The following is a 21,544-nucleotide window of genomic DNA, read 5'->3' as shown; positions in this document are numbered from 1 at the left end:
GGGTGGGGGTGAGCCCGAGGCGGCGCGTGGTGCGGTTGACGGTGTGCAGGCCGACGCGTCGCAGCAGGAGGTCGGCGGCGGCGTTGTCGCTGACGGCCGTCATCAGGTACGCGGCGTCGCGCAGCGACATCCGGACCGGGTCGAGCATGGCAGCCGGCCCGGTGGGGCCCCAGGTGCGGTCGGCCGGCGCGCATTCGACCTGTTCCCCGAGGTCCAGACGGCCTTCGGCGGCCTGCTGGTGGAGGGTGACCAGCAGGCAGAGTTCGTGGACGCTGGCGGTGGGGACCGGCTGGTCCGCGCCGGCGTCGAGCTGCGCGCCGGAGCCGATGTCCAGCGCGTGCAGCCAGCCGGTGACTCCGGCTTCGGTGAAGGCCGCGCGGATCCGGCCGAGGGTGTCGAGATGTCGGGTGGCAGTGCGGCGCGCAGCAGGCCGGTCTCGCCGTCCCGTATCCGGCGGGCGGTGGCCAGGAACGCCTCGGAGCGGGCGAGCAGTTCACGGGCCTCGGCCAGCAGCAGGGTTCCGGCCTCGGTGATCACCACCGCCGGCTGGTGCGCTCGAACAGCCGGACGCCCAGCTCCCGCTCCAGGCACTGGATGCGCTGGGACAGGGGCGGCTGCGCCATGCCCAGATACGCCGCGGCACGTCCGAAGTGTGACTGTTCTGCAACAGCCGCAAAGCACTCCAGGTGCCGTACCAGGTCCATGACCAGCCACCATATCGTCGATCGAATGATCCAAGATCGATAGCGAACTTGGACAGGCGCCTTGGGGCGTTGCTGTCCTCGGGGCAGCACCACGCCGTTCGAGAGCATCGACTGACAAGGACTCCCCCATGCCGGAATTCGGGCCCGCCACCTCCGTCCGCCGCACGCCGCGCACCGCGGTTCGGGCCGCCACCGCGGTGGCCGTGGTGCTCGCGCTGGCCGCGGGCGGGACGTATCTGGCCGAGGCCGGCCCCTTCGCCCCGGGCTCCGAGGACCTCGATCCCGCGGCCCTGGCCCAGGCACGGGCCTTCCTCGACGACTGGGCGGCCGGCCGCCTGCCGAGCGCCGCCGCCCGCACGACCAGCCCCGGCAGGGCGCGGGAGGTGCTGCGCAATTTCACCACCGGGCTGGACATCGGCAAGCCGAAGCTCACGGCGGCGGAGCCCGCCGAGGCCGAAGGCGGCGCCGTCCAGGTGCCGTTCACCGCCAAGATGCCCGTCACCGGCCTGGGAACCTGGACATACCGCTCGGAACTTCCGGTCCGCAAGCAGGATGACGGCCGATGGAAGGTGGACTGGTCGCTGCCGCTGGTCCATCCGCGTCTGAGCGCGACCAAGAGGTTCCACCTCCGTCGAGAGGAGCCGCGCGTCCCCGAGGTCACCGACCGGCGGGGAGTGGCGCTCTCCGGCGAGGACCTCCCCTCGCTGCGCCCCGTGCTGACCCAGCTCGACGGCGGCGGGAGCGCGGGCCCGCGCGGTGCGATCGAGCTGGTCGACCGGGCCACCGGGCGGGTCGAGCGCACCGAGGCCTCGTTCGGGGCGAGATCCGCCGCGCCGACCGGCCGCCCCGTCCGTACCACCCTCGACGCCGGCTGGCAGTCCGCCGCGGAGAAGGCCCTGGCCGCCAAGACCGGCGGAAAGAACGCCGCGCTCGTCGCGCTGCGGATCGACAACGGCGAGATCCTGGCCATGGCGAACTCCCCGGCATCCGGGTTCAACCGCGCCGTCCTCGGCACCTACGCCCCGGGCTCCACCTGGAAGATCGTCACCAGCGGCACCCTGCTGCTCAAGGACGCGGTCGCGCCGGAGGACGTCGTGGACTGCCCCAAGTACCTCACGGTGGGGAAGGAGTTCCACAATGTGGAGACCTCCGAGCACCGCGGCGCCACCTTCCTGAAGGACTTCACGGAGTCGTGCAACACCGCGTTCATCAGCCTGCGCGGCAGACTCGGTGACCAGGAGCTGGGCGACACCGCCCGCACGTACTTCGGGGTCGGCCAGGAGTGGCACGTCGGCATCCCCTCCTACGACGGTTCGGTGCCCGTGCCGCGTGACCAGACCGAGAAGGCCGCCTCGATGATCGGGCAGGGCCGCCTCCAGGCCAACCCGCTGATCATGGCGTCGGTCACCGCCACCGCGGTCTCCGGCCGATTCCACCAGCCCTCGATCACCCGCGGGAACAAGGACACCACCAGCACCACTCCGCTCCCACCGAAGGTCGTCGACCAACTGCGCCGGCTGATGCGCGCCACCGTCACCGACGGCACCGCCAGGGTCCTGTCCGACCTTCCCGGCGCGATCGGTGCGAAGACCGGCACCGCCGAGGTATCCGAGGAGGAACCCAACAATGGCTGGCTCGTCGCCTACCGCGGCAACGTTGCCGTGGCCTGCGTGGTGGAGCAGGGCGTCACCGGCGGCGGCTCCGCCGGGCCGGTCATCCGCGACCTGCTGGCCGCCGTCCCCACCGACCCCGCGTGACCGGCCCGCCGGGCGCGGCCGCTCCGTCCGAAGCGCCTCCGTCCCGCCCACCGTTCCCAAGGCAGGTGCCATCCCATGTCCGTCTTGCCGTCCGGCCCGGCCCGCCGCGCCCTGCTGGCAGCGACCGCGCTGCTGCCACTGGCGGGGTGCGGGGACGACGATCGCCCGGCCTCCCGCTCGTCCTCGTCCCCGGCGCGCGGCAACCGCCCCGCCACCCGCTCCCCGGACCCCGCGCGGTTCGCCGCGCTCGAACGCGAGTACGGTGCCCGCCTGGGCGTGTACGCGCTGGCCACCGGCAGCGGCGCCGCGGTCGCCTACCGCGCGGACGAGCGTTTCGCGTTCTGCTCCACCTTCAAGGCGCTCGCCGCGGCGGCGGTCCTGGACCGGAACCCGCTCAGCCACCTGGACAAGCGCGTCACCTACAGCAGGGCCGATGTGGACTCCATCTCGCCGGTCACCGAGAAGCACATCGCGACCGGAATGACCATCCGGCAGCTGTGCGACGCCGCCGTCCGCTTCAGCGACGGTACGGCCGGCGATCTGCTGATGCGCGACATCGGTGGCCCGGCCCGGTTGACCGCCTATCTGCGGGGGCTGGGGGACACCGTCAGCCGCATGGACGACCACGAGCCCGAGCTGAACCGGATCCCCCCGCACGACCCGCGCGACACCACCACCCCCCGCGCGATCGCCGCCGACTACCGCGAGCTGATCCTGGGCAGCGCGCTGGCCCCCGAAAAGCGCGCCCTGCTCAAGGGCTGGCTCCAGGGCAACGCCACGGCTGTCGGCGCCAAGCGCGTCCGGGCCGGACTTCCCCGGGGCTGGGTGGCGGCCGACAAGACGGGAACCGGCGACTACGGCAGGGCCAACGACATCGCCGTCGTATGGCCGCCGCACGCCGCCCCACTCGTGCTGGCCGTCATGTCCGACCGCCGCGGGTACGGCGCCTCGCCCAAGGACGCCCTGCTCGCGGATGCCGCCCGGCTGGTCGTCTCCGACCTCACCTGAGCCGGGGGCCGGTCATCCCTCGGCTATCGGGTACCCGTGTCCGCGAGCGAGCCCGGGAAGCAGGGGGAAGGGAAAGGCCTGCCATGAACAGCCTGGATCTTGTGGTCATCGCCGCCGCCGCTGCCCTGATCGCCGGGCTGGGCGGATACTTCTTCGGGCCCCGCCGGGCCCGCGCGGCAACCGTCGAGGACGGGGTGCAGCGCGTCGGCATCACGGTGCGCGGCGGCTACCGGCCGAACGTCGTCCGGGTGCGCCAGGGAACGCCGGTGGAGCTGGTCTTCGACCGGCAGGAGTCCGGGGAGTGCACCTCGCGCGTGGTCTTCCCCGACCTGCGGGTCAGCGCGAGCCTGCCCGCCCACACGCGCACCACCGTCCGGCTGAGGCCCGAGAGAGCCGGCTCCTTCGGGTTCGCCTGCGGGATGAACATGATCCACGGCACCCTGCTGGTCGATCCGGCCGCGCCCCCGCGGGACGGGCAGACCTCCTCGGAGACCGGCCAGGCTCCGCCCGCGGCGGCCAGGCCGGCCGGCTCTCCGGCGCAGGACGAGAGCGGGGCGGACGCGCAGGCCGCGGAGGCCGCCGAGCGGAGCGCGGAGATCGCGGACCTGACCCGGCGGGTCTCGGTGGGCGCGGTGCTGACACTGCCGGTGCTCTTCGCGGTCATGGCGCACGAGCTGTTCGGCGCTTCCTGGGTACCGGGATGGATGCTGAACCACTGGCTCCAACTGGCACTGATCACGCCCGTGATGTTCTACGTCGGCCGTCCGATCCACACCACCGGCTGGCCGGCCCTGCGGCACCGCTCCGCCGACATGAACTCCCTGATCACCCTGGGCACGTCCGCCGCCTACGGCTACAGCCTGCTGGTGACCCTGGCCCCCGGCTGGTTCCCGCCCGAGGTGCGCGCGGTGTACTTCGAGGCGGTGGGAGTGATCCTCACCCTGATCCTGCTGGGCCGGCTGCTGGAGGCCCGGGCCAGGGCGGGCACCGGCGAGGCCATTCAGGCCCTGCTCGGGCTGCGGGCCCGCACCGCACGTGTGACGCGCGGCGACACCACGGCGGAGATCCCGGTCGACGATGTCGCCGTGGGCGATGAGCTGCTGATCCGCCCCGGGGAGAAGGTGCCGGTCGACGGCGATGTGCTGGCCGGCTCCTCGGCGGTGGACGAGTCCATGGTCACCGGCGAACCCATGCCGGTGACCAAACGCCCCGGGGACACCGTCGTCGGCGCCACCGTCAACGGCACCGGGTCCCTGCGGGTACGCGCGGCCAAGGTCGGCGCCGACACCATGCTGGCCCAGATCGTCCGGCTGGTTCAGCAGGCCCAGGCGTCCAAAGCCCCGATCCAGCGGCTCGCCGACGCCGTCTCCGCCTACTTCGTGCCCTCCGTGATCGCCGTCGCGGTCGCCACCTTCGCCGTCTGGTTCACCGTGGGGCCCTCCCCGGCGCTGACCCTCGCACTGGTCTCCGCCGTCGCCGTACTGATCATCGCCTGTCCCTGCGCGCTGGGTCTGGCCACTCCCCTGTCGGTCATGGTCGGCACCGGCAAGGGTGCGCAGGCGGGCATCCTCATCCGCTCCGCCGAGGCCCTGGAGACCGCCCACAAACTCGACACCGTGGTCCTGGACAAGACCGGGACCGTCACCGCGGGCAAGCCCGTCCTCACCGACGTACGCCCGGCCGGCGGCTACCAGGAGAGCGAACTGCTGGCGCTGGCCGCGGCCACCGAGGAGATGAGCGAGCACCCCCTCGGGACGGCGATCACGGCCGGCGCCCGGCAGCGGGGCCTGGAGCTGCCCTCGGCCGAGGCCTTCGACTCGGTCACCGGCAAGGGCGTCCGCGCCACGGCCGGCGGCCGCGCCGTCCTGGTCGGCAACGCCCGCCTGCTCCGCGACGCCCGGGTCGACACCGGTCCGCTCGACCGCGTCGCCGCCGAGCTGTCGGCCCAGGGCAAGACCCCGGTACTCGCCGCTGTCGACGGGGCACCCGCCGGGGTGCTCGCCGTCGCCGACACCGTCAAGGAGGACTCCCCCGCCGCCATCGCCGCCCTGCGGCGGCTCGGCCTGGACACCGTCCTCATCACGGGCGACGACACCCGCACCGCCGAGGCCATCGCCCGTCAGGTCGGCGTGGCCCGGGTGCTGGCCGAGGTACTGCCCGAGCACAAGGCGGAGGAGATCCGCCGCCTGCAGGGTGAGCACCGCACGGTCGGCATGGTCGGCGACGGTGTCAACGACGCCCCGGCCCTGGCCGCCGCCGATGTCGGACTCGCCATCGGGACCGGCACCGACGTCGCCATCGAGGCCGCCGACATCACCCTTGTCTCCGGCTCCCTCAGCGGTGTCGCCACCGCGATCCGGCTCTCCCGGGCCACCATGCGCAACATCCGCCAGAACCTGTTCTTCGCCCTGATCTACAACGCCGTCGGCATCCCCGTCGCCGCCGGGGCCCTCTACCCGCTGTGGGGCATCCGCCTCAGCCCTGTCCTCGCCGCCGCCGCCATGGCCCTGTCCTCCCTGTCGGTCGTCACCAACTCCAACCGCCTGCGCCGCTGGCACGCCGCCCCGCCGCCACCCGCCGTCGCCGGGCCTCGAACGGAGCCCGCACCGCATCACACCGACGCCGCGAGCGGCACGGGCGAGACGGGGCCACCTCGATGACCCCGCTCACCGCGCGCCGCCCGCGTCCACCGTCCCCACGCCCGACCTGACCGGGCTCCGGCGCGGACCACGGGGCGCGGTCACGCCGATCCGTCGACCTCGGCGGGTTCCGTGCTTCCCTCGTCCGCTGCGTCCCGCGCGTCCTGCGCCTCCTCCGCGGAGAGTTCCCGGAGTTCGCCGAGGGCCTGGGTGAGCCATTCGATGCGCATGACCTCCAGCCCGATGCCCGCTCGCAGCACCAGATGGCGCAGCCGGTCCTCCTGAGCGTTCCGCTCCGGCGGGAAGTGCCTCCGCTCGATGTCCTGGTACTCGGCCAACTGGTCGCGGTGCAGCTCCAGATGGCGGTCCAGCTCGGCCTCCAGACCCTGCGGTCCCACCACCGCGGCGGCCCGCAGCCGCAGCAGCAGGGGGTCGCGGACGGGCTTGGGGTCCTGGCTCTCGGCGGTCCAGGCGGCCAGTTCCACCCGGCCCGCGGGCAGTACCTCGTACTCCTTCTTCTGCCCGCGGGTGGGCTGTGCGGCGGGCAGCGCGCGGATCAGCCCGGTCTCCTCCAACTTGCCCAGCTCGCGGTAGATCTGCTGGTGGGTGGCCGGCCAGAAGTAGCCGATCGACTTGTCGAATCGGCGGGTCAGCTCCAGCCCCGAGGACGGCTTCTCGAGCAGGGCGGTGAGGATGGCGTGCCGAAGGGACATGCCCGCATCCTAGGCGCCGCACGAGCGGGCGGGCCCCGCCCCGTAGCCGCGTCCGGGCAGGGGCGACCTGAGATCACCGGGCACCCGGTGCCGCGGGTGCGGGGTACGGGGCGCGGCTGCGGAACGGCGGGGGCGAAAGCGCGGGCCCGGAGGCGCAAGGTGCGAAGATGCGGGTACGGACGCGCGGGCCCGGATGCGCAGGTGCGGAGGCAGGCCCGGAGGCGCAAGGTGCGAAGGCGCGGGTGGGGGCCGCGGAACGTGCCACCGCTCCCGCCGGAGGTGACGACCCCGGCGGGAGCGGTGGACGCTGCGGCCTCAGAGCGCGGCGGCCAGTTCGGTGCCCTGCCGGATGGCTCGCTTCGCGTCCAGTTCGGCCGCCACGTCGGCACCGCCGATGACGTGCACGGTGCGTCCGGCGGCCCGCAGCTCCTCGTACAGCTCGCGGCGCGGTTCCTGTCCGGCGCACAGCACCACGGTGTCCACCGGGAGCACCGAGGAGACGCCGTCGACGGTCAGGTGGAGCCCGGCGTCGTCGATGCGGTCGTAGCCGGCGCCGGCGACCATGGTGACGCCGCGGTGCCTCAGTTCGGTGCGGTGGATCCAGCCGGTGGTCTTGCCGAGTCCCGCGCCGACCTTGGTGGTCTTGCGCTGGAGCAGGTGGACGGTGCGCGGCGGCACGGGGCGGCGGGCCTCGCCCAGGCCGCCGGGGGCGCGGTAGTCGGTGTCCACGCCCCAGCGGCGCAGGTACTCCTCGGCGTCCGGGGCCTTGCCCTCGTCGCTGTCGGTGAGGAATTCCGCCACGTCGAAGCCGATGCCGCCGGCGCCGATGACGGCCACCCGCTCGCCGACCGGGGCGCCGTCCCGCAGCACGTCGAGGTAGCTGAGCACGCTGGGGTGGTCGACGCCGGGGATGTCGGGGGTGCGCGGGCGGACGCCGGTGGCGATGACGATCTCGTCCCAGGGCCCCGCGGCCAGCTCGGCCGCGTCGACCGGGGTGTTCAGGCGCACCTCCACCCCGTGCTGGTCGAGCTGGGTGCGGAAGTAGCGCAGCGTCTCGTCGAACTCCTCCTTGCCCGGGATCCGCCGGGCGATGTTCAGCTGGCCGCCGATCTCCCCGGCCGCCTCGAACAGCGTCACCGCGTGTCCGCGCTCGGCCGCGGACACCGCGCAGGCCAGGCCCGCGGGTCCGGCGCCGACCACGGCGAGCCGCTTGCGGTGGCGGGTCGGGCCGAGGACCAGTTCGGTCTCGTGGCAGGCCCGCGGGTTGACCAGGCAGGAGGTGATCTTGCCGCTGAAGGTGTGGTCGAGGCAGGCCTGGTTGCAGCCGATGCAGGTGTTGATGGCCTCGGCGCGGCCGTCCCGGGCCTTGGCCACGAAGTCGGGGTCGGCGAGCATCGGGCGGGCCATCGAGACCAGGTCCGCGCGGCCCTCGGCGAGCAGTTGCTCGGCCAGCTCGGGAGTGTTGATCCGGTTGCTGGTGACCAGCGGGATCGAGACCGCGCCCATCACCTTCCGGGTCACCCAGGTGTAGGCGCCGCGCGGCACGGAGGTCGCGATGGTGGGGATGCGGGCCTCGTGCCAGCCGATGCCGGTGTTGATGATGGTGGCGCCGGCCGCCTCGATCCGCCGGGCGAGTTCGATCACCTCGTCCAGCGTGGAGCCGCCGGGCACCAGGTCGAGCATGGACAGCCGGTAGATCAGGATGAAGTCGGGGCCGACCCGCTCGCGGGTGCGCCGCACGATCTCCAGCGGGAAACGGATCCGGGCGCCGAAGTCGCCGCCCCAGCGGTCGGTGCGCCGGTTGGTCCCGGCGGCGATGAACTCGTTGATCAGGTAGCCCTCGGAGCCCATGATCTCGACGCCGTCGTAGCCGGCCAGCTTGGCCAGTTCGGCGGCCCGGACGAAGTCCTCGATGGTCGCCTCGACCTCGTCGTCGGTCAGCTCGTGCGGTACGTACGGGCTGATGGGGGCCTGCAGGGCGCTGGGCGCCACCAGGTCCTGGTGGTAGGCGTACCGGCCGAAGTGCAGGATCTGCATCGCGATCCGGCCGCCCTCGCGGTGCACCGCGGCGGTCACCGCGGCGTGCTGGGCCGCCTCCGCCTCGGTGGTGAGCTTGGCGCCCAGCTCCCAGGGCCGGCCGGCCTCGTTGGGGGCGATGCCACCGGTGACGATCAGGCCCACGCCACCGCGGGCCCGGGCCGCGTAGAAGGCGGCCATCCGCTCGAAGCCGTGCTCGGCCTCTTCCAGCCCGACGTGCATCGAGCCCATGATCACCCGGTTGGGGAGCGTGGTGAACCCCAGGTCGAGGGGGCTCAGCAGGTGGGGATACCGACTCATCCGGCGCCTCCTCGCGCAGTTGTCCTGCGGAAGTTTGTAGTCCACACGGACCGTTTTTGCAACTTGTTGCAAAAACGGTCCGTGTGGTGAGCGCGCTCAGCCGGCGACCACCGGCCCCTCCCCGGCCTCCGGGATCCGCCGCGTCCCCCTGAACGCCTCGACGCCTCCGGACTCGCTCACCCGGCGCCGCCCGCTCCTTCCCCTTCGATCCCGGTCGGTTCGTAGTGCCTCATCTCCTCGATGGACTCCACGTACGGCCTGATCTCCGCGAGGAAGGCACCGAACCCCGGGCTGCCGCGGAAGCCCTTGAGGTGATCCTCGGCCGAGGTCCAGCGGATGCGCAGCACATAGGCGGACGGGTCCTCCGTGCAGCGCGCGAGCTCGTAGTCCACGCACTGGACGGCCTGGGACAGGGGGACCGCCGCCCTGCGGTACGCGTCCTCGAAGGCGGTGCGCCGCGGTGCGGCGATGCGGTAGCGGATGTATTCGACGATCATGCCGGAACGGAATCGCACCACCCGCCCCGCGGCAAGGACTGACTTGCCGGTTAGCACCTGGAACAGGACAGCCATGGAGAACACGACCCGGCGCTACCACTGCCCGGTGGAACTGACCCTGGACGTGATCGGCGGCAAGTGGGCGGTGGTGCTGCTGGCACACCTCAAGGAGGGCGCGCTGCGCTATGGGGCGCTGCGCCGCCGGACCCCCGGGATCAGCGAGAAGGTGCTGGTCCAGCGGCTGCGCGAGCTGGAGGCGAAGGGGCTGGTGGCGCGCACCGAGAACGACGGGCGCCCGCCGGGAGTGGAGTACCGGCTGACCGAGGAGGGGCTGAGCCTGGCGCCGGTCCTGGAGGCGCTGTACGGATGGGGAGAGCGGCGGGCGGCGCGTACCGGAGTGCGTGTCGAACCGGCTGGATGACGGCCCTCCGACCGCCCTCCCCTCCGGCCCGCCGGCGCTCGCACGAGGCCACTGCCTGCCGGGGCGTACGCGCCGGAGTGGAGCCCGGTCGGCCGGATATTCCGCGCCAATCCGGGTGCACGGTCCGCCGCGGCGGGGCATCCTGCCTTCACTGAGTGGCAGTCAGTTCGAAGGCACCGGGGGGACGGGGCGTGTCGGAGTCGGCGGTGGGCATGGGTCTCAGAGGCCGCAACGGGGTCATCTCCCTGGTGGACGAATGCCTCGCACTGCCACCGGACGCCGAGCGGCCGGTGGTGATGCTGCTGGGACCGCGCGGCAGCGGTGCCAGCGAGGCGCACAGCGCGCTGATGGAGCGGTTCGGCGCGGAGCACCCGTTCGCCTATGTGAGTTCGGCCGGCGAGCAGCCGCTGCTGCCCCGCTACGCGCTGGGCCTGCTCGCCCGGCAGCTGGAGCGCAAGCTGCCCCGGTACCGCCGCTCCGGCTTCCCCCGGCTGACCCTCGGACTGCTCGCCTCCGACCACCAGCTGCGGATGGCCAGTCTGGCCGACCAGCGCCGCAGCATCAGGCGCGAGCTGGACCACTTCCAGGAGCGGAGCGAGGAGCGCTACGGCGACTACCTCGCCGCCTTCTTCGAGGTGGCCGGGAGCGCCGTGGGTGCGCCGGCCGGTGCCTCCACGGCGGCGCTCGGGCTGCTGCGGGACGCGCTGCGCCGGGGGCACCGCCGGTTCCCGGGCCGGAAGGCCACCGGCAGCGCCGCCTGGTACGGCGAGCATCCGCTGATCCGCAGCCGGGACCCGTGGGAGGCCCTGGTGGAGCTGAACCTGTGGCGGCACGAGGGGGACGAGGAGGACCAGCGGCGGCTGGACCGGGTGCTGTTCTCCGCGTTCCTGGCGGATCTGCGTGAGAACGCGGCCCGCTCCTTCATGCCCCGTTCCTATCTGCTGCTGCTCGACAACACCCACACCCAGCACGGCCGCCGCGTCCTCGACCTGCTGATCCGGGCCCGGCACGACGACACCGTGGTCGCGGGCGCCCCCTGTGATCCGCTGACGGTGGTGGCCAGCGCCAACCGCTGGCTGCCGCGCTGGGGCCCGGCCACCGGGGACCAGTGGCCCTGGCTGCTGCGCGGACCGGACCGGGCGGGGCTGCGCGACTGGCGGGAGCACCGTCCCGGCCGGGACAGCGACGACACCTGGTGGTATCCGCTGCGGCTGCGCGACCTCACCCTGGACGAGGTGCGGGTCCGCATCGAGCTGGAGTTGCACCGCCACCCGGACCTGGCACCGTTCACCCGGCTCGCGCCCTTCGTCCACCGGCTCACCGGCGGCCTGCCGCAGGGGGTGGGGCAGGTGCTGGCGGTGCTGCGGCAGCCGGGAGTGCCCACCGAGGAGGGCCTGGACCAGGACCGCTGGCTGCGTGCCCTGCCGGCGCGGGCGCTGCGCGAGGGCGAGGAGGCCCGCCCCCTGGTGGACGCCGCGCTGGACCACCTGCTGCACGGCTTCGACGCCCCCGGGCGCGACGCCTTGGCCGAGTGCGCCGCGGCGTACGACCTGTCGGTGGGCACCCAGGTGCTGGGCCGCGGGGACCGGTTGTTCGGCGAGGTCCGGGCGCGTTGGCTGCTCAGCCCGCAGACCGCGACCTCCATCCTCCATCCCTGGCTGCGGCGGCTGCTGCTGTGGCGGCTGGCCGAGCGGCCGGACGACTGGGACACGGTGCACGAACTGCTCGCCGAGCACTTCCAGTCGGAGCGGCGGCCGGTCCAGGAGATGTACCACCGGCTGGCCTCGCGCCAGGTGGACCTGGTCACCGAGCACCTGGTGCGGCGCTTCCCCCAGGTCCCCGCGGTGCAGTGGATCGCCGAGTTCAACACGATCAGCGCGGCCCCCAACGCCCTGCCCAGCGGGGAGACCGCGGTCGAGCTGCTGGCCGGCCTGGTCCCCGCGGAACCGGCCGCGGCGGTGGACGCGGACTCGGTGATCCGGGAGCTGGTGCTGACCCGCTGGGTGTGGAGCGATCCGCTGGCCGACCCCGGCATGCGGCTGAACGACATGCTCGCCGACGGCTTCAACCAGCTGTCGCGCATACGGAGGAGTGACATCGTGGCCCTGTTCAACGAGGCGGAGAGGTACCGCCACTGGCGCCATCCGCTGACGTCCGGCGGTGAGGCATGACCCCGATGCCCAGGCTCGAATGGCCGCTGCACATCGTGCGCCGGGTGGTGATCGCGGTGGTGGTGCTGGCCGTGGTGGCGGTGGCGGTCCCGCTGATCGTCGACCGCGTCCAGGACTCCCGGGAGCGGTGTGCGGACGGGGTGGTGAAGAGGGGCCCGGCCAAGGAGTGCGTCGGGGTGTCCGACGGCGGCTTCGAGTTCGCGGACCACCTGGCCGGGGTGCTGGCGAAGATCAAGGCGGAGAACGACCGGGTCGCCGCCCACGCCGACGAGGAGCCCTACGTCAGCGTGGCGTACATGACCTCCCTGACGCTCACCGACGACGACAGCAACTCCGAGGAGTCGGTCCGGCACGAGCTGGAGGGCGCGTACCTGGCGCAGTACCGCCACAACCGGGGGGACCTCGCCGCGTCCCCCAAGATACGGCTGCTGGTCGCCAACACCGGCAGCAGCGCCAAGCAGTGGCAGTACACGGTGGACGAGCTGATCGACCGCAAGAGCTCCAAGGACCGGCTGGTCGCGGTGGTCGGCCTGGGGCCCAGCACCGACCGGACCCTGGCCGCGGTGCGCCGGCTCTCCCAGCACGGGCTGGCCATGGTCGCCAGCACCATGACGGCCACCAACATCCACGACATCAACGGTTTCGTACGGGTCTCGCCCACCAACAACGACGAGGCGTACGCGGCCGCCGCCTACCTCAAGCGGGAGCACTTCCGTACCGCGGCGGTGGTCCAGGACGTGGCGAAGGGCAATCTGTACGCCGAGACCCTGGCCGCCGCGTTCACCCGGGCCTTCCCCGACAAGGACGGGCACCGGCTCGTCCCCCCCGACAAGAAGACCTTCAACTCCTCGGTGTCCTCCGCATGGGAGAACGAACTCTCCTTCATACCGGGGCAGTTGTGCGACAAGAAGCCGCAGGTCGTCTACTTCGCCGGCCGTGGACAGCACCTCACCGCCTTCCTGAACGCGATCGCCAACCGCCCCTGCCAGGAGCAGGAGTTCACGGTGATGACGGGCGACGACACCACCAACCTCACCGCCGCGCAGATCAAGAAGGCCGCGGAGACCAAGGTACGCGTGCTGTACACGGGCCTGGCCCACCCGGCGATGTGGTCCAAGGACGAGTACGGCGTCGCGGCGCCGTCCGCCCGGGCCTTCCAGGAGGGCGGTCTGCTGGCCCGCTGGTTTCCCAACGACCCCCGGGACGACGGGCAGGCGATCATGGCCCATGACTCGGTGCTCACCGCCGCCCGAGGCATCTGGATGGCCGCCCGCGGGGAGAAGGTGACCGGTGAGGCCGTCGGCCGGATGTTCCAGCAGATGGACAGCGAGAAGGTGCCCGGGGCGAGCGGCTTCCTCTCCTTCGGGAACGACGGCAACCCGCTCGACAAGGCCGTGCCCATCCTGAGCCTCGACGAGGACGGTCGAGCCGACTTCGTCGAGGTGTCGCCCGCCCACGGCGAGCCGGCCCGGCGCTGACCCCGCCTTCCGGGCGACCGGAGCGCCCCGGGTTCACACCCCGGCGCGCTCCGGAATCGGCTGCTGGGTGTCGTCCATCTCCAGGGTGCAGCGCGGCACGCTGGAGCCCAGCCGCGGCTGGTGGACCAGGACCCGGAACGGGCGGGGCGGCTCGCCCGGCAGTTCACCGCCGACGACGGTGGTGCCCCTGCCGCGGACGTGCTGGAGCGAGATCTCCTTGCCGTCGACCAGTACCTCGATCTCGCTGGTCCGACTGCCTTCATTGCGCACGGTCACGGTGATCGAGTGACCTCGTTGGTCGATGTGGAAGTGGTGGCTGGGGCCCATGGCGTACCTCCCCGGTGCCGGTGTACGCCCAGGGTAGGCCGGAAGCGGCCGGTGCGCCCCGGGCTCCAGCCCGCGGCGGCGCGTTCGGGTGCGATCGCGCCGCCGAACCGGTGAATCGCGGGCCCGCGCCGACGCGGCGCGCCGGCCGGGGCGCATACATAGGGCTGTCTGAAGGGTTCGCGGCCTCCCCGGGCCTCCCGGATTCCCCTCCGGCCCTCCGGCCGCGCCCCTGCTCACCCCCCACGGATGCGATCTCGACCATGGCCCACCACATACGACTGCGCACGGCGCTGCTGTTCTCCACCCTGTTCGGTCTCGCCGTCGGGTGCTCCGGCCTGGACGACGGGGCGGATCGGCGCGCCGCGCCCCCGCCGGCCGGGGCCCGCCGCGGGTTCACCCTGCTGGCCACCGGCGATCTGCTCATCCACGCCTCGGTGATCCGGCAGGCCCGCGCGGACGCCGGGGGTGAGGGCTATGACTTCCGCCGGATGCTCGCCGGTGACCGGGACCTGGTCTCCCGCGCCGACCTGGCCCTCTGCCATATGGAGACGATCACCGGCCGGAAGGACGGGCCGTTCAGCGGCTATCCGGCCTTCAAGAGCCCGCCGCAGGTCTCGGCGGCGGCCCGGAGCCTGGGCTACGACTCCTGCTCCACCGCCTCCAACCACACCCTGGACGACGGACCGGAGGGGGTCGGCCGCACCCTCGCCGCCATGGACGGGGCCGGGCTGGCGCACGCCGGATCGGCGCGCTCGGCCGCGGAGGGCCGGGCGGTGACGATGCTCCGGGCCGGCGGCGCCAAGGTCGCCCAGCTCGCCTACACCTACGGCACCAACGGCATCCCGGTGCCGGACGGCAAGCGCTGGCTGGTCAACCTCATCGACCCGGCGCGCATCGTCGAGGACGCCCGCGCCGCCCGCCGGGCCGGGGCCGAGGTGGTCGTGGTGAGCCTGCACTGGGGCACCGAGTGGCAGCAGGCCCCGGACGATCTCCAGCGCTCGGTGGCCCGGGAGCTCACCGCCTCGACGGCCGGCGGACGCAAGGACATCGACCTGATCATCGGCACCCACGCGCACATACCCCAGGCGTACGAGAAGGTGAACGGCACCTGGGTGGTCTACGGCCTGGGCGACCAGATCGCCGGCGTCATGCCCGACCCGCGCGGGCAGATGGGCTCCGCCGCCCGTTTCACCTTCGCACCGCCCACCGCGGCCGGCCGGTCGTGGACGGTGGCCCGGGCGGAGTACATCCCGCAGATCGTGGCCAACGACCCCATCGGGGTGGTGAACCTGCCCCGGGCGCTGCGCGAGGACCCGGACAACGCCCGATACCGCGAGGCGCTGCGGACCATCAAGGACGCGGTGCTCAGCCGGGGCGCCGCCAAGGACGGACTGATCATGGGGGGCTGACCCCGCGGCGCGGCGTACATCGAGCCGCCGTGCGGCGCGGCACCGAGGAGAACCCCGCCGAGCAGGAGGAGCCCAGAGGGCGCGGCTACCGGCCGGCCCGCCGAGACCGTACGGCCCCCAGCGGCCGGAGTGCCCGGCGGAGGTCTCAGCGCCCGGGCCGTTCGGCGGACCGCTGCCGGCTGACATGGCGGCGGGCCCAGGCGGGCAGGACGAACCACCACAGGACGAACCAGGCCACCATGGCCGCGACCAGCCATGCGGCGAGGGTGTCGCGCACCACCAGACGCAGGATCAGCAGCAGCGCGCAGGCCATGGTGCACAGCAGCAGCACCAGTGCCAGCAGGGTGAGCCGGGACGCCCAGACGACCGTCTCGGGCTTGACCCGCAGGCCGGTGAGGAGCCGGTGGAAGGAGACCGGGCCGATGAGCACGCCGGTGGTCGCCGCGCCGAACAGGACCGTGATCACGTAGATGGTGCGGTCGGTGTGCGACAGCTGCGGGAAGCGCTGCTGGAAGACGACGGTCAACAGGAAGCCGAACAGCACCTGCACCCCGGTCTGGGTGACCCGCAGCTCCTGCAGGATGTCCCCCCAGCGGCGGTCGGCCCGCTCCTCGGGGGACTCGTCCCGGCCCCGCCGCGGGTGCCCGGGAGCCGGGGCATCGCCGGGTGGGTCGGTTCCGTTCGCCATCGTGGCGCCTCTCCTCCTCGCCGTTCCTGGGGAGTCACCCGCCCCCGATCGCCGGGGGCCGCCCGCCCAGGCTCGCGCCCGCCGGCCGCGAGCACGAGCCGGGCCGCGCCATCCGGGGGTCGGCCGCCCCCGCGGCGACCGCCGGTCAGCCGTCGGCCGGTACGCCCGCGGCCTCCCGCAGCCGGGTGCCGAGGTCCGCCAGATGGTCGACGAGGACCGCGGGCGTATGGACCGTGAAGGCGCAGTCGACCAGGGCGAGCCGTACCGCCAGCCACTCCAGCGAGTCGGTGGCGGTGGTGCGCAGCCGGCAGGAGAGGCGGCCGGTGGGTTCCGGGACGCCCAGCGTCGCGGGCAGCCGGGCGGCGACGAACTCCGCCGGGGCCGCGAAGCTGACGTCCAGCTCCAGATCGGGCTGGAGCCGGGCCAGGGAGCGGCTGACGAACTCCGCCGCGCCCCGGCCGCCGGGGAGTTCGCGCGGGGTGAACCGGGCCCCGGTCGGGCACGCCTCGGTCACCCGGTCCACCCGGAAGGTGCGCCAGTCCGCGCGGTCCAGGTCGTACGCCACCAGGTACCAGCGGCGCCCGGTGGACACCAGCCGGTGCGGCTCGGCCTGCCGGCGGCTGGGGGTGCCGTCGCCCGAGCGGTAGTCGAACCGGAGCCGCTCATGGCCGGTGATCGCCGCGGCCATCACCGACAGGAGGTGCGGGTCCACGGTGGCCGCGTCCCCGCCGGCCGCCACCAGCGGGATGGTGGCCGCCTGCAAGGTGGCCACCCGGTGCCGCAGCCGGGCCGGCAGCACCTGCTCCAACTTGGCCAGGGCCCGTACGGACGCCTCCTCGATGCCCTCCACCGCGTGGCCCGCACCCGCCCGCAGGCCGACCGCGATGGCGACCGCCTCCTCGTCGTCCAGCACCAGCGGCGGCATGGCCTTCCCGGCCACCAGCCGGTACCCGCCGTCCGCGCCCATGCTGGCCTGCACCGGGTAGCCCAGCTCACGCAGCCGGTCGATGTCGCGCCGGATGGTGCGGCGGCTGACGCCGAGCCGCTCGGCGAGCTCGCCGCCCGGCCACTCGCGGGGGGTCTGGAGCAGGGAGAGCAGGTTCAGCAGCCGTGCCGGGGTGTCCGTCATGGCTCCAGCATGCCCGGGTTCTAGGACATCATCTGACCTAGATGGGGGTTAGCTTCTCGTTATGACTTCCGCAGCACCCCCGACCGACCGTCGCCGCTGGTTCGCGCTCGCCATCGTGATGACGGCGGCCTTCATGGACCTGGTCGACGTCACCATCGTCAACATCGCCATCCCCAGCATCGAGCGCGATACCGGCGCCTCGTTCAGCTCGATCCAGTGGATAACCGCCGGCTACGCCCTCGCCTTCGCGGCCGGTCTGATCACCGGTGGCCGGCTGGGCGACATCCACGGCCGCAAGCGGCTCTTCCTGATCGGTGTCGCCGGCTTCACCCTGGCGTCCGCGTTGTGCGGGTTCGCGGCCAACCCGGAGATGCTGGTCGCCTCCCGCATCCTGCAGGGTGCGGCGGCCTCGCTGATGGTGCCGCAGGTGCTCTCCATCGTGCACGCCACCTTCCCGGCACATGAGCGCGGCAAGGTGTTCGGCCTGTTCGGGGCGGTGGTGGGGCTCGGCGCGGTCTCCGGCCCGATGCTGGGCGCGCTGCTCACCCAGTGGAACCTGTTCGGTCTCGAGTGGCGGCCGATCTTCCTGATCAACCTGCCGATCGGGGTGGCGGGGCTGCTGCTGGGCCGCGCCTTCATCACCGAGTCCAAGGCACCGCGGGCGCTCCGCCTGGACCTGGTCGGTGTCGCCCTGGTGACCCTCGGGCTGCTGATGCTGGTCTACCCGCTGACCCGCGGCCGCGAGCTGGGCTGGCCGCTGTGGGGGTACCTGTCGATGGTCGGCAGCCTGCTGGTGCTGGCGGTGTTCGCTGTGTACGAGCGCCACAAGGCCCGCAGGGACGGCTCTCCGCTGGTGGAGCTGGACCTGTTCCGGGTCAAGAGCTTCGCCGCCGGCATCGCGGTGCAGCTGACCTTCGGGGTGGCCTGCGGCATCTTCTTCCTGGTCTGGACGCTCTACATGCAGGTCGGGCTCGGCTGGAGCCCGCTGCGGGCCGGGGCGACCGGCATCCCGTTCTCGCTGGCGGTCTCGGCCGCGGCGGGGATCTCGGTGCAGAAGCTGGTGCCGCGGTTCGGCCGCCGGGTGCTGCAGGCGGGCGCGCTGCTGATGATCTGCGGCCTGCTGCTCTACATCTGGGAGGCCGGCCACTACGGCACCGGCATCAACCCCTGGCAGATGATCCCGCCGCTGCTCCTGATGGGCGCCGGCATGGGGCTGATCGTCGCGCCGCTGACCGACGCGGTGCTCTCCGAGGTGCCGCGCGAGCACGCCGGTTCGGCCTCCGGGCTGATCAACACCACCCAGCAGATGGGCAACGCGCTCGGGCTGGCGCTGGTGTCGGTGGTCTTCTTCGGCACGGTGGACGAGGACCGGCTGAAGGCCGTCCCCCAGGAGACCGGCCGCACCTTCGCCGACGCCTTCCAGAACTCGCTGTGGTGGGTGGCGGGTGTGCTGGCGTTCATCCTGCTGCTGATGGTCGCGCTGCCGGCCCGCCCCAAGCAGCACCTCGAGGGCGCGGACGATCAACTCGATGAGACTCCGGCCCCGGCCCCTGCCGCGGACGCCGTCCCGGCACCGGACGCCGCCGGGCGGCAGTCGCCCGCCGAGCAGCTGCCGGAGCCCGTCGCCTGAGCAGCGCTCCACCCGTGCGGGGGCGGCCCGAAACCGGGCCGCCCCCGCGCGTCTCTCCTCCTCCGGGGCGAAACGGGCGGCCAGGTCTCCGGCGCTCGGCATCCGCACCCCGGGGCCGACCCCGGCGTCCAGCAGACCGGGGAAGAGCCGGTAGAGCCCACCCCGCTCCCAACGCTGTGCGGGCGGTCGCCGGCCGGTTGGTGATCGTATGTCGGCGCTCAGGCCCCGACGGTCCCGTCCACGCCCTCGCGCAGCAAGTCGGCGTGCCCGTTGTGCCGGGCGTACTCGTGGATCAGATGGTGCATCACCAACCGGAGTGAGACCGTCTCGCCCCAGCGCGGCTGGTAGCCGGTCACCTCCAGCGACTCGGCCGCCGCCTCGATCCGGCGCGCGTGCTCGACCTCGGTCCGCCAGGCGTCGAATGCCTCGGTACGGGAGGCTCCGTCGGCGTCGTAGGCCGCCTGGAAGTCGCCCTCGGCCGACCAGACCAGCGGGATGTCCTCGCCGTTGATCACTCTGCGGAACCAGGTCCGCTCCACCTCGGCCATGTGGCGCACCAGTCCGAGCAGGGAGAGCGTCGAGGGGGGCATGGACTGGCGGCGCAGTTGCTCGTCGTCGAGTCCCTCGCACTTCATGGCGAGGGTGGCCCGGTGGAAGTCCAGGAAGGCGCGCAGCGTCTCGCGCTCTCCCGCGAGCAGGGGCGGCGCGATGCGTTCGGTGGTCACCTGGGGTCCCTTCGACGTCGTCCCCGGACCCGGACTCAGGCCCCGGCACACGGAGTTCGGCCGGTCCTCGGGCGGACCGGCCCCGTGCGGCCCCGAGCGTACGTCAGCGGTGGGGACCGGCCCCGCCCCACCCGGTGGTGCGGGGCCGCACGCCGGGTTCCGCTTCCCGGGGTGCTCGCGGCCGTTTCGGCACCCGGGAGCCGGTACCGGCCCTGCCACCGCCCGCCCGAGGAATCCCCCGGGGGCCGGCTTCCGGCGCCCGAGGCCCCTGCCGGAGGCCCCTGCCGGAGGCCCCTGCTGGAGGCCGCTGCCGGAGGCCGCTGCTGGAGGCCGCTGCTGGAGGCCGCTGTTAGCCTGTGCCGATGCCGAAAACAGACAAGGTGCGCCGCCGCTGAGAGCGGCGGCGCTCACCCCCGGTTCTCGCCGCCGCTCCTGACCATCGGCCAGGAGCGCCCTCGTGGTGCTCGGATTCCTTTGTTCCGGAGCACACTCTTGTTCGTCTTGTCTGTTCGTCAACGCCGGCGTGTCCTGGTGGCCGCCCTGATATCCGACGCGGTGTTCCCGCTCGCCATCACCGGCGCCACCGCGGTCGTCCCCGAGGTGACCGCGCAGGTGCCCGGTCCGGGCGTGCTGGGTCCGTGGATCGTCCTCGCCTACAACGGGCTGTTCGCCGCCGCCCTGCTGCTGGCCGGGGCGATCGCGGACCGCTCCGCCCGCACCCGCTTCTTCGCCGCCGGCAACATCGTGGTGGCATCCACCGGGATCCTCTCCGCGCTCGCCCCGGACCTGGTGTCGCTGGTGGCCCTGCGCACGCTCGCCGGAGTGGGCGCGGCGATGTGCGCCGCCGGTGGATCGTCGATGGTCCTCGCCGTGTACCCGCCGGAGGAGCGGCGGCGGGTGTACGGCTACGCGGGCGCCGTGCTGGGCAGCAGTCTGGCGCTGGGGCCGGTCGTCGCCCAGGCCCTCATGGCGGTCGGCGGCTGGCCCCTGGTCTTCGTCGTACCGGGCTCCGTCGCCGCGCTCGCGGCCGTGGCCACCCTCGGGCTTCCGGGCCTGCGCGGCCCCGAGCCGTCCGAGGACTTCGACCGGGCCGGCGCCGTCCTCTTCGGGCTGACCGTCGCCGCCGTGGTGACCGCGTTCGGGCTGGGCTTCGGGGCGGGCGTCCCGTGGTGGGCGCCGAGCGGGCTGATCCTCGCCGCGGCGGTGAGTGCCACCGCCCTGATCCGTGCGGAGCGGCGCGCGTCCAAGCCCGTGATCCCCATGGACCTGCTGCGGATCCCCGCCTACCGGGCGTACGCCCTGGCGACCGGGGCCTTCATGGGGATGCTGGTGGTGGGCCTCACGGTGCTCCCCCGGCTGGGCTCGCTGCGGAGTGTGGGCCCGGGCGAGGCAGCGGTCATGCTCGCGCTGCTCACGGCTCCCTCGACGGTGCTGCCGCTCCTCGCCGCCCGGCTCGCACGTCGGCTGGCACGGCAGCTGGTGACCTGCGCGCTGTTCGCCTGCACCGCCACTGCGGCCGTCCTCCAGGTGACCGGCGACCGCGCCGCCCTGTTCGCCGCGGCCGGGGTGATCGGGCTGTCCTTGGGGCTGACCGAGGGCGTTCCGGACGGGCAGGCGCTCAGATATGTGCCCGCCCAGCGCGGAGGCGCCGGCGCCGCGCTGTTCAGCACCGCGCGCATGAGCCTGGAGACGGTCACCCTGGCCGCTGCCACCGGGGTGATGGCGGCCCTCGGCCCCGCGTCCGGAATGGCGGTCGCCGGCGCCGTGTGCCTGGTCGCCGCCCTCGTCGTCCGGCAGGCCGTCCCCTCTCGCGACGCGTAGGTCCCGTCCCGGACGGCCACCGCATCGCTCCGGTGGCCGTCCGGGCCCGAGACGGGGCATCGAGCGCGCCGGTCGAGGGAGCGGGCATGG

At 73.3% G+C, this 21,544-nt stretch carries 17 protein-coding genes and 1 pseudogene; 9 read left to right on the top strand and 9 right to left on the bottom strand.

Going from position 1 to position 21,544, the window contains the following annotated elements; translation table 11 throughout:
* Both E4099_RS02660 and E4099_RS34780 read right to left on the bottom strand, forming a co-directional pair.
* Positions 1–382: serine hydrolase (locus E4099_RS02660; protein WP_135337263.1), on the bottom strand; the 382-nt coding region annotated here is incomplete at its 3' end.
* Positions 383–396: 14 nt separating this feature from the next.
* Positions 397–704: pseudogene (locus tag E4099_RS34780) on the bottom strand (LysR family transcriptional regulator); the annotation flags it as partial.
* Positions 705–832: 128 nt separating this feature from the next.
* On the opposite strand from E4099_RS34780, the gene E4099_RS02650 reads away from it, so the two are divergent.
* The 3 genes from E4099_RS02650 (at position 833) to E4099_RS02640 (ending at position 6,129) form a co-directional block, all read left to right on the top strand.
* Positions 833–2,461: a penicillin-binding transpeptidase domain-containing protein gene (locus E4099_RS02650; RefSeq protein ID WP_135337260.1), complete on the top strand. Its 1,629-nt coding sequence runs from the start codon at positions 833–835 to the stop codon at positions 2,459–2,461.
* Positions 2,462–2,536: 75 nt separating this feature from the next.
* Positions 2,537–3,469 carry a class A beta-lactamase gene (gene bla, locus E4099_RS02645; RefSeq protein WP_135337259.1) on the top strand — a complete coding sequence of 311 codons (933 nt, stop codon included), beginning with the start codon at positions 2,537–2,539 and terminating at the stop codon, positions 3,467–3,469.
* An 83-nt stretch (positions 3,470–3,552) separates the two neighbouring features.
* On the top strand, positions 3,553–6,129 hold the full coding sequence (locus tag E4099_RS02640) for a heavy metal translocating P-type ATPase (protein ID WP_135337258.1): 2,577 nt from the start codon (positions 3,553–3,555) through the stop codon (positions 6,127–6,129).
* A gap of 80 nt (positions 6,130–6,209) precedes the next feature.
* On the opposite strand, the gene E4099_RS02635 is transcribed toward E4099_RS02640, so the two are convergent.
* From E4099_RS02635 to E4099_RS02625, 3 genes are all read right to left on the bottom strand, one after another.
* On the bottom strand, positions 6,210–6,821 hold the full coding sequence (locus E4099_RS02635) for a PadR family transcriptional regulator (protein ID WP_135337257.1): 612 nt from the start codon (positions 6,819–6,821) through the stop codon (positions 6,210–6,212).
* Positions 6,822–7,136: 315 nt separating this feature from the next.
* A complete protein-coding gene (locus E4099_RS02630; RefSeq protein WP_135337256.1) occupies positions 7,137–9,158 on the bottom strand; it encodes an NADPH-dependent 2,4-dienoyl-CoA reductase in 2,022 nt (673 codons plus the stop codon).
* A gap of 176 nt (positions 9,159–9,334) precedes the next feature.
* Positions 9,335–9,655 (bottom strand): putative quinol monooxygenase, encoded by a 321-nt coding sequence (locus E4099_RS02625; protein WP_135337255.1) that lies wholly within the window; start codon positions 9,653–9,655, stop codon positions 9,335–9,337.
* A gap of 73 nt (positions 9,656–9,728) precedes the next feature.
* On the opposite strand from E4099_RS02625, the gene E4099_RS02620 reads away from it, so the two are divergent.
* The 3 genes from E4099_RS02620 (at position 9,729) to E4099_RS02610 (ending at position 13,725) form a co-directional block, all read left to right on the top strand.
* Complete coding sequence (locus tag E4099_RS02620) at positions 9,729–10,076, top strand: winged helix-turn-helix transcriptional regulator (RefSeq protein WP_135337254.1); 348 nt, start codon at positions 9,729–9,731, stop codon at positions 10,074–10,076.
* 212 nt (positions 10,077–10,288) lie between these two features.
* Positions 10,289–12,247: a hypothetical protein gene (locus tag E4099_RS02615; protein WP_245244532.1), complete on the top strand. Its 1,959-nt coding sequence runs from the start codon at positions 10,289–10,291 to the stop codon at positions 12,245–12,247.
* A 5-nt stretch (positions 12,248–12,252) separates the two neighbouring features.
* Positions 12,253–13,725 carry an ABC transporter substrate-binding protein gene (locus E4099_RS02610; protein WP_135337252.1) on the top strand — a complete coding sequence of 491 codons (1,473 nt, stop codon included), beginning with the start codon at positions 12,253–12,255 and terminating at the stop codon, positions 13,723–13,725.
* 33 nt (positions 13,726–13,758) lie between these two features.
* On the opposite strand, the gene E4099_RS02605 is transcribed toward E4099_RS02610, so the two are convergent.
* Complete coding sequence (locus E4099_RS02605) at positions 13,759–14,052, bottom strand: hypothetical protein (protein ID WP_135337251.1); 294 nt, start codon at positions 14,050–14,052, stop codon at positions 13,759–13,761.
* Between the two features lie 260 nt (positions 14,053–14,312).
* Between E4099_RS02605 and E4099_RS02600 the strand changes: the two genes are divergently transcribed.
* Positions 14,313–15,461, top strand: a complete 1,149-nt coding sequence (locus E4099_RS02600) for a CapA family protein (RefSeq protein ID WP_135337250.1) — start codon at positions 14,313–14,315, stop codon at positions 15,459–15,461.
* Between the two features lie 145 nt (positions 15,462–15,606).
* Here E4099_RS02600 and E4099_RS02595 read toward each other — a convergent pair whose 3' ends face one another.
* Both E4099_RS02595 and E4099_RS02590 read right to left on the bottom strand, forming a co-directional pair.
* A complete protein-coding gene (locus E4099_RS02595) occupies positions 15,607–16,149 on the bottom strand; it encodes a DUF6328 family protein (protein WP_135337249.1) in 543 nt (180 codons plus the stop codon).
* A gap of 145 nt (positions 16,150–16,294) precedes the next feature.
* Complete coding sequence (locus tag E4099_RS02590; protein ID WP_135337248.1) at positions 16,295–17,278, bottom strand: helix-turn-helix transcriptional regulator; 984 nt, start codon at positions 17,276–17,278, stop codon at positions 16,295–16,297.
* 61 nt (positions 17,279–17,339) lie between these two features.
* On the opposite strand from E4099_RS02590, the gene E4099_RS02585 reads away from it, so the two are divergent.
* On the top strand, positions 17,340–18,908 hold the full coding sequence (locus tag E4099_RS02585) for an MFS transporter (RefSeq protein ID WP_135337247.1): 1,569 nt from the start codon (positions 17,340–17,342) through the stop codon (positions 18,906–18,908).
* A 218-nt stretch (positions 18,909–19,126) separates the two neighbouring features.
* Here the strand turns inward: E4099_RS02585 and E4099_RS02580 are convergent, their stop codons facing one another.
* Positions 19,127–19,633 (bottom strand): DinB family protein, encoded by a 507-nt coding sequence (locus E4099_RS02580; RefSeq protein WP_135337246.1) that lies wholly within the window; start codon positions 19,631–19,633, stop codon positions 19,127–19,129.
* 501 nt (positions 19,634–20,134) lie between these two features.
* On the opposite strand from E4099_RS02580, the gene E4099_RS02575 reads away from it, so the two are divergent.
* Positions 20,135–21,454, top strand: a complete 1,320-nt coding sequence (locus tag E4099_RS02575; RefSeq protein ID WP_245244530.1) for an MFS transporter — start codon at positions 20,135–20,137, stop codon at positions 21,452–21,454.
* Positions 21,455–21,544: the final 90 nt, after the last annotated feature.

The organism is Streptomyces palmae (genome assembly GCF_004684805.1).
Taxonomy (GTDB): domain Bacteria; phylum Actinomycetota; class Actinomycetes; order Streptomycetales; family Streptomycetaceae; genus Streptomyces; species Streptomyces palmae.
This window is presented reverse-complemented; position numbering and strand designations above follow the sequence as displayed.

What these genes read in the sequence shown, in the direction of transcription:
- E4099_RS02650 (WP_135337260.1), top strand. Translation starts at nt 833, where the DNA reads ATGCCGGAATTCGGGCCCGCCACCTCCGTCCGCCGCACGCCGCGCACC.
- bla (WP_135337259.1), top strand. Translation starts at nt 2,537, where the DNA reads ATGTCCGTCTTGCCGTCCGGCCCGGCCCGCCGCGCCCTGCTGGCAGCG.
- E4099_RS02640 (WP_135337258.1), top strand. Translation starts at nt 3,553, where the DNA reads ATGAACAGCCTGGATCTTGTGGTCATCGCCGCCGCCGCTGCCCTGATC.
- E4099_RS02635 (WP_135337257.1), bottom strand. Translation starts at nt 6,821, where the DNA reads ATGTCCCTTCGGCACGCCATCCTCACCGCCCTGCTCGAGAAGCCGTCC.
- E4099_RS02630 (WP_135337256.1), bottom strand. Translation starts at nt 9,158, where the DNA reads ATGAGTCGGTATCCCCACCTGCTGAGCCCCCTCGACCTGGGGTTCACC.
- E4099_RS02625 (WP_135337255.1), bottom strand. Translation starts at nt 9,655, where the DNA reads ATGATCGTCGAATACATCCGCTACCGCATCGCCGCACCGCGGCGCACC.
- E4099_RS02620 (WP_135337254.1), top strand. Translation starts at nt 9,729, where the DNA reads ATGGAGAACACGACCCGGCGCTACCACTGCCCGGTGGAACTGACCCTG.
- E4099_RS02615 (WP_245244532.1), top strand. Translation starts at nt 10,289, where the DNA reads ATGGGTCTCAGAGGCCGCAACGGGGTCATCTCCCTGGTGGACGAATGC.
- E4099_RS02610 (WP_135337252.1), top strand. Translation starts at nt 12,253, where the DNA reads ATGCCCAGGCTCGAATGGCCGCTGCACATCGTGCGCCGGGTGGTGATC.
- E4099_RS02605 (WP_135337251.1), bottom strand. Translation starts at nt 14,052, where the DNA reads ATGGGCCCCAGCCACCACTTCCACATCGACCAACGAGGTCACTCGATC.
- E4099_RS02600 (WP_135337250.1), top strand. Translation starts at nt 14,313, where the DNA reads ATGGCCCACCACATACGACTGCGCACGGCGCTGCTGTTCTCCACCCTG.
- E4099_RS02595 (WP_135337249.1), bottom strand. Translation starts at nt 16,149, where the DNA reads ATGGCGAACGGAACCGACCCACCCGGCGATGCCCCGGCTCCCGGGCAC.
- E4099_RS02590 (WP_135337248.1), bottom strand. Translation starts at nt 17,278, where the DNA reads ATGACGGACACCCCGGCACGGCTGCTGAACCTGCTCTCCCTGCTCCAG.
- E4099_RS02585 (WP_135337247.1), top strand. Translation starts at nt 17,340, where the DNA reads ATGACTTCCGCAGCACCCCCGACCGACCGTCGCCGCTGGTTCGCGCTC.